Here is a 6242-nt window from a genome sequence, read left to right as displayed (position 1 = left end):
AAAACCAATTTTTCTTTGACACATCTTCTCAAATCCCCTTGACAACTGGCATACAGGCTTAACTTGTGACCAATGATCGCGCCCTAACAATCTGTCTTTTATGTCTGGCTTGCGCCTTAGCAATTGCTGTTGCGCCAATTGTCACGCCCGCTCAATCCACAAGTCAATTAGAATTTCGCATTACTCAATTAGAACGTCAAATTTCTGAACTCCGAGGACAAATCTACAGTTTGCAGAATCAAGGTTCTAGAGTTAACCGGCCTCAGTCTCCTCCCCCTTCAGGTTCGGGTCGCACAAATCCTAGAACGCTGTCGGGAGACCCGATGTTTGATAATTTAGCAACTTTGGCAATTGAAACTAAGCAAGATGTTATTAAAATTCAAGAGCGGTTGTCAAAGCTAGAAGCGTCGAGAAATCGCTAGAGAAGGAAGAAGGAAGGCACGACACGGATTTGGACACGGATACAGGGATTAATTATTGAGCAAAAGTCGGGAGTCAGGAGTCAGGAGTCAGAAGGAAGAGGGAAAAAGTCAGTAGTCATTAGTTAGAAGAATGAAGTCATATTCTCCCCTACTCACAACTCCAAACTCTTCCCCTCTCCCTCTCTGCCATTCTTCGACGTTGAGGTCGAGAAAAGCAGGGTCTGCTAAAAGTTAACTTGCAGAACTATTCAATGATATGGAAATAAAAGGCTGCAACCACAAAATTGATTGCTAACAGCAAGAGAAACCAGCCTGCGCGAAATGTGTAAGGGAATTTGCCCGTTTTCATCACGGAGTCGGATTTTAATTGGTTCTTCGCTATCTCTGCCATAGGTAAAGCTCCTAATTCATAATGTCACTCTATTTACAAATAGCAGAGAGCGTCGCACTTATGCACAATCCTCTAGAGTTATTTTTTGTAACAAGGAGTTTATACCGAGTTGAATTCAAATTAGTTTCAATCGCTCTCTCCGGCGTGGTAGGAACTGCGGACGAGAGGCCCCGATCGCACGCGCTCAAACCCCATCTCCCGCGCGATCGACCCAAAACGGTCAAATTCCGCAGGCGTCCAGTATTTACGCACTGGGAGGTGCTCTAGAGATGGTCTCATGTATTGACCGAGGGTAAGGCGATCGCACTTGGCGTCCCGCAAATCAATCATCGCTTCGACTATCTCGGCTTCGGTTTCCCCGTGCCCCAACATCAAACCGGATTTGGTGGGAATAGTTGGGTCATATTGCTTAACAATACGCAGAACGTCGATCGAGCGATCGTACTTGGCCCCCCTCCGCACCGGCCCTTGCAACCGACGCACCGTCTCAATATTGTGGTTGTAACAAGCCGGTTTAGCCTCCACCACCGTGCGAATCCGCTGTCGCTGCAACTCATCGAGGCCGGAATTCTCCCCGTCGGGGGCGGGCACGGGGAGGGCGGGCACGGGGGCACCGCCCCTACCTGTTCCCCCCCAAAAATCCGGCGTCAGTACCTCCACTTCAGTATGCGGGTTAAGAAGGCGGATTTGGGCGATCGTCCTTGCAAACCAACCCGCGCCCCCATCCGGCAAATCATCCCTCGCCACCGAAGTCAGCACCGCATAGCGCAAACCCAACAACTGCACAGCCTCGGCCACCTTTTTCGGTTCCTCCGGGTCTAGCGGCATCGGAGAATGACCTTTATCTACTTGACAAAAAGCACAAGCACGGGTGCAAGTCGGCCCCATCAACAAAAAAGTCGCCGTTTTTTGCGCGTAGCACTCGCCCCGGTTGGGACATCTCCCCTCCTCACAAATCGTGTGAATTTGCCGCTGTTTGATAATTTTTTGCACTTGGGAAAGTTCGCTAGCTTTGCCAACGGGCCTACGCAACCACTCCGGCATCGCCTCGATTTCACTCCGCATTTGGGCGGCAATTGCTTTGACTGTAGGAGTTTTAGGAGTTTGGGGCGACATAAAATTAAGTGGTGATTGAGTTAATTCCTTCGATCGTATCCGAAATCAAAGCCCCTGAACTTGTAGGAGTATCACCCGAAATCCGAATCGCGCCGAAATGCAACAAAACTAAACTCGCCCAGAATTATGGGTAGAATTCTGTTAGGGATATACTGAAGGTTGCAAATCATCACTCATTCATTACTGAAGGAGTCAGTCGTGGCTGGTCAAAAAATCTTGGTAATCGATGACAGTAAAGTCATCCGCGTCCGAGTCCGAGAGATGTTGCCGCAGGGTAACTTTGAAGTTCTAGAAGCAAAAGACGGCGAAGAGGGACTCAAACTGATCCGTCAAGCCCGGCCCAATCTAATTATGTTAGATTTCCTACTGCCCAAAGTCAGCGGTTGGGAAGTGTATCAAAAAGTGCAAGCCCATCCTGAGCTTTCTAAGATACCTTTGGTGATCATGTCGGGCCGCGAAGAAGAGGTGATGGAAAAAATTCCGAAACCCTTTGAGAAGCATTTTTTTGCATTCATCGCCAAACCGTTTGAAAAGAAGCAGCTAACCGAGGCGATCAAATCGGCGATGGTACTGGCCAAAAAGAAACCTGTACCGGAAGCCCCAGCAGCCGCCGCTGCACCCACTTCTGGAGCGGGCGCCGCCGAAATTCAAGCGATGACTGCGAAAATGGCAAAAATGCAAGCGGAAATTGATGCACTCAAAAAACAAATGACTCAGGTGATTACGATCATCAAGCAGAAATTGAAATAATTCTGCTGTTTTTTGAAGGCACTTATGTAGAAGGAAACTTCCACACCGTGAAACTTTCAGTTGAGTCTCAAAGGCTGCGATTTTATCCGCATTTTTTTGCCAAATTGTTTGAGCGAGTGCGATCGCAAATAGCCTGCAACTGGTTTCTCAAAATCCCAGTGAGAAAATCAATTAAAAGTTAAAAATAAAACAAGGGAGGAAATTAATTATTAAATTATATTAGGATTTTTAATTCCCGCTCGTTCCCTACTACTCAATTATCAACTCCTCAGTCTCATTTTTTTGGTTAATGACTAACGACTATTCCGATTTTTTGCCTCAACTGCGTGCCTCAACAGAGCAATTATTGAAAAGATTAGACTGCTTCGATCGAGCGCAGGTATTAGCGATCGGAGATTTGACCTTGGACGAGTTTCTTACCGGACAAGTAGAGCGAATTTCCCGCGAAGCACCTGTGTTGATTTTGCGCTACGAAAATACTCAGCAAGTACCCGGAGGTGGCGCAAATGCTGTCTATAATTTAGCCAAACTGGGAGGCAAAGTAAAAGTTGCTGGTTTGGTGGGAAAAGACGACCAGGGAAAGGCTTTGTGCGGTATTTTTGAGGCGGCGGGAATTGATACGGGTGGGATTTTAATCGATTCGCAGCGTCCAACTGTCACCAAAACTCGAATTTCCGGGCACGCGCGGCAGTCGGTGACTCAGCAAATTGTACGAGTCGATCGCAAATCGGACGAGTTGCCGGATTTAGATTTGCAGTTGCAACTGGCAGACTACATCCGGCAGCAAATACCGACAGTAGATGCCGTGGTTTGTTCCGACTACGGCGACGGAGTTTTGACAAATTTGGCGATCGAATCGGCAGTGGTTCCCGGCAAAACAATTGTAGACGCTCAAACAAATTTGCAGCGATATTCTGGAGCAATGCTGTTTACTCCGAACTTGCCAGAAGCCGAGCAAGCCGTCGGATATGCTATCAAAAACCCTCAAACTTTAATGCAAGCAGGACGCGATTTATTGAACTTAACTCAAGCTCAAAAAATCCTGATTACTCGCGGTGAAGAAGGGATGAGTTTGTTTGAAAGGGCGAACGGCGAAGAAATCAAAAATTCACCCCCTCCAACATCTATTTGTGAAAAGGGGGAATTTGCCATTCAAAGTTGGGACATTCCCCCTTTTAACAAGACTGATGTATTCGACGTAACTGGTGCTGGAGATACAGTTGTAGCAGCCATGACTTTAGCTTTGTGCGTCGGTGCATCCGGTTGGGAAGCGGCAGTTTTGGGCAATTTGGCGGCTAGTATTGTCGTGCGTCAATTCGGTACGGCAACGACGACAGCAGACGAAATGAAAGAAGCTTTAAAAACGATGATCGATCACTAATCAGTTGTAATGGGTGATTGATTTACTTGTTCCCAGGCAGAGCCTGGTAACGCAGATCCGGAGGCTCAGCCTCCAATTTTCCTATCGCTTTTCGAGGCTGAGCCTCTAGATATCGGTTCCCAGGCTCTGCCTGGGAACCAGCGATTAAAGGCCGGGGCGGGTTTACATATTTTCCCGTTTCTATTCAATATCTTGGCGAACCCGCCCCTACAGGAATCATGGTTAATTGACCGGACATGATATTACTACTGACTAATGACTAATGACTAACGACTACTTACTTTTTTTCAAAATTTGCCCCTTGTCATCAATTGTCAAACCGCTATTGGGAAAATCGCTCTTTGTCAAACGATTAATCAACCCCACAGTCCTAAATTTGTTATCAACAGCCGGAACACCTCGCCCGTCAAGTTGGACGGGGATAATCTTACCAGAAACAAAATCCCCTTGCGGAGTCATTTTCACATCCAAAATTAGAGATTGACCGAGTGCTCCTGCTGTGGACAAAGTGCGATAACCCAAAAAATTGCCCAGCGAATAAGCAACCAATTTCCCTTTATAAAGTTCCATCGCTCGCGGGACGTGCGGGCCATGTCCCAAAATCAAATCTGCTCCCGCATCAATCATCGTCCGCGAAAACAAAACCATATTTCCCCGGTTTTCTCCGTAAAAAAACTCAGTTTTATTTCTCACATTCAGAGCTCCTGTTCCTTCAGAGCCAGCATGAACTGATATCACTACAATATCAGCCTTTTGCTTGGCTTTTTTGACAACTTCTGCTCCCGCTTTGAGTTCCAGCAAGGAATTGTGAACTTCGCCGTAGTTGCTGAAACCGATAAAGGCAAAATTCACGCCCTTGACATTTTTATAAACAATTTGATCTCTTTTGCCAACAGCCTTCATGCCGTTGCTGTCGATGTTTTTAATCGTGTCATTAAATCCTTTCTCGTGAAAATCGTAAGAGTGATTGTTGGCAATATTCAAAATATCAAAACCAACATCTTTGAAGATTTTGGCATAACTCGGAGGCGTCCGAAAGGCAAACAGCATTCGTCCGCCGCCTGCTTTGGAACTGTAAGGATGATCGGTCATCGTGCTTTCAAAATTGCCAAACAGAATATCAGCTCCTTTGAGGTACGGTTTTACCGACTCTAATAACATCTCTTTTTTTGCCGGCAGTTTGTTGTAGGGATAATTTGTGCCGGGGATCATGTCACCAACTGCTTTGATGCTGACAGTGGCAGGCACAATGGCAGGTTTTGTGGCGGCAGGGGAGGGCGGTTTTGGAGCTGGAAGGGGTTTGGCTGCGGGTGTCGAACTCACTTCTTGTACCGCAGGCTTTGACGTTGGAGGGTTATTAGTAGCGGTGGTTGGGGATTTGTAAAGTTGAGAAGCCAGCATAAAGCCGGATATCGGTACGAGAATTAGACTCAGAGCACCGACTGACAGCCCAGATTTTTTAGTTTTAGTGCCTGCTAATTCTGGCTGGGGTGATGGCTTTTGCTGCCTTTGGTTTGGGGGTTTTGGAGTTGGGATTTTAGGGGGTTGGGGCGGAGATTTTTCTGGTATTTGAGTGGGCGCCGTTGTGACATTTTGAGGTTTTTCTAGCTTGGGCAAAGTCACAGGAATGGGAGAAGCGGCTACACTAGCGGCTACTGCTGCACTCGCAGCTACTGCGGCATTCACGGCAACTAACGGACTCACGGGTGCGGCAGTCAAGCGTTTTTTTAATTCTACCGTCTGAGTCCAAGCGGGCAATTGCTGGCCGTCGCGCCGCCCGTAAACTGTCACTGAGTAAAGGTTATTTGGTTGCAGCCGCTGCAGCCCTTTGACTGCGACTCGGAGACAGGCTTCTTCTGCAGGCAAATGTTCTGCTTCCAGCAGCAGGTGCAGGGTGTCGTTTTCCCGGCTGGCTTTAGCCGTGACGCCGAAGCTTTGGAGTGCTTGGCTGATCAGAAATGCGATCGCCCTGGCATCGCCTTCTTTTGCTAAATTTAAAATATCTTGTTGGCTCACAAACGCCTCTACTCTCACACTAGAAATTTAGCTCGATCTTATATCAAATTTGGCTGCACAGCATTAAATACCGATTGATTTAACTTAAGTAAGGAATGAGAATTAAATAACTTCCACTCTTGAAAGTGGGATGGGCGTCCCGCCCGTCCTTTTTGGACGGGCGGGA

Annotated in this window: 6 protein-coding genes; 3 read left to right on the top strand and 3 right to left on the bottom strand. The window is 47.3% G+C overall.

Going from position 1 to position 6242, the window contains the following annotated elements; genetic code table 11:
- Positions 1-65: 65 nt before the first annotated feature.
- Positions 66-422 carry a hypothetical protein gene (locus QUB26_RS30870; RefSeq protein WP_333246923.1) on the top strand — a complete coding sequence of 119 codons (357 nt, stop codon included), beginning with the start codon at positions 66-68 and terminating at the stop codon, positions 420-422.
- A 244-nt stretch (positions 423-666) separates the two neighbouring features.
- On the opposite strand, the gene QUB26_RS30865 is transcribed toward QUB26_RS30870, so the two are convergent.
- The gene (locus QUB26_RS30865; RefSeq protein WP_332945736.1) at positions 667-813 is read right to left on the bottom strand and encodes a photosystem I protein PsaX; all 147 of its coding nucleotides are present in this window, start codon (positions 811-813) and stop codon (positions 667-669) included.
- 126 nt (positions 814-939) lie between these two features.
- Entirely contained in the window at positions 940-1929 is a 990-nt protein-coding gene (locus tag QUB26_RS30860; RefSeq protein WP_333246921.1) for a lipoyl synthase, read from the bottom strand.
- Between the two features lie 198 nt (positions 1930-2127).
- Here QUB26_RS30860 and QUB26_RS30855 point away from each other — a divergent pair, with 198 nt between their 5' ends.
- Both QUB26_RS30855 and QUB26_RS30850 read left to right on the top strand, forming a co-directional pair.
- Positions 2128-2679, top strand: coding sequence for a response regulator (locus QUB26_RS30855; protein WP_006635176.1), 552 nt, complete (start codon positions 2128-2130; stop codon positions 2677-2679).
- A gap of 289 nt (positions 2680-2968) precedes the next feature.
- Positions 2969-4060 carry a PfkB family carbohydrate kinase gene (locus tag QUB26_RS30850; RefSeq protein WP_333246919.1) on the top strand — a complete coding sequence of 364 codons (1092 nt, stop codon included), beginning with the start codon at positions 2969-2971 and terminating at the stop codon, positions 4058-4060.
- 273 nt (positions 4061-4333) lie between these two features.
- On the opposite strand, the gene QUB26_RS30845 is transcribed toward QUB26_RS30850, so the two are convergent.
- Positions 4334-6076, bottom strand: a complete 1743-nt coding sequence (locus QUB26_RS30845) for a CapA family protein (protein ID WP_333246917.1) — start codon at positions 6074-6076, stop codon at positions 4334-4336.
- Positions 6077-6242 lie beyond the last annotated feature (166 nt).

The sequence above is a fragment of the Microcoleus sp. B4-C1 genome (genome assembly GCF_036705285.1).
Taxonomy (GTDB): Bacteria; Cyanobacteriota; Cyanobacteriia; order Cyanobacteriales; family Microcoleaceae; genus Microcoleus.
This window is presented reverse-complemented; position numbering and strand designations above follow the sequence as displayed.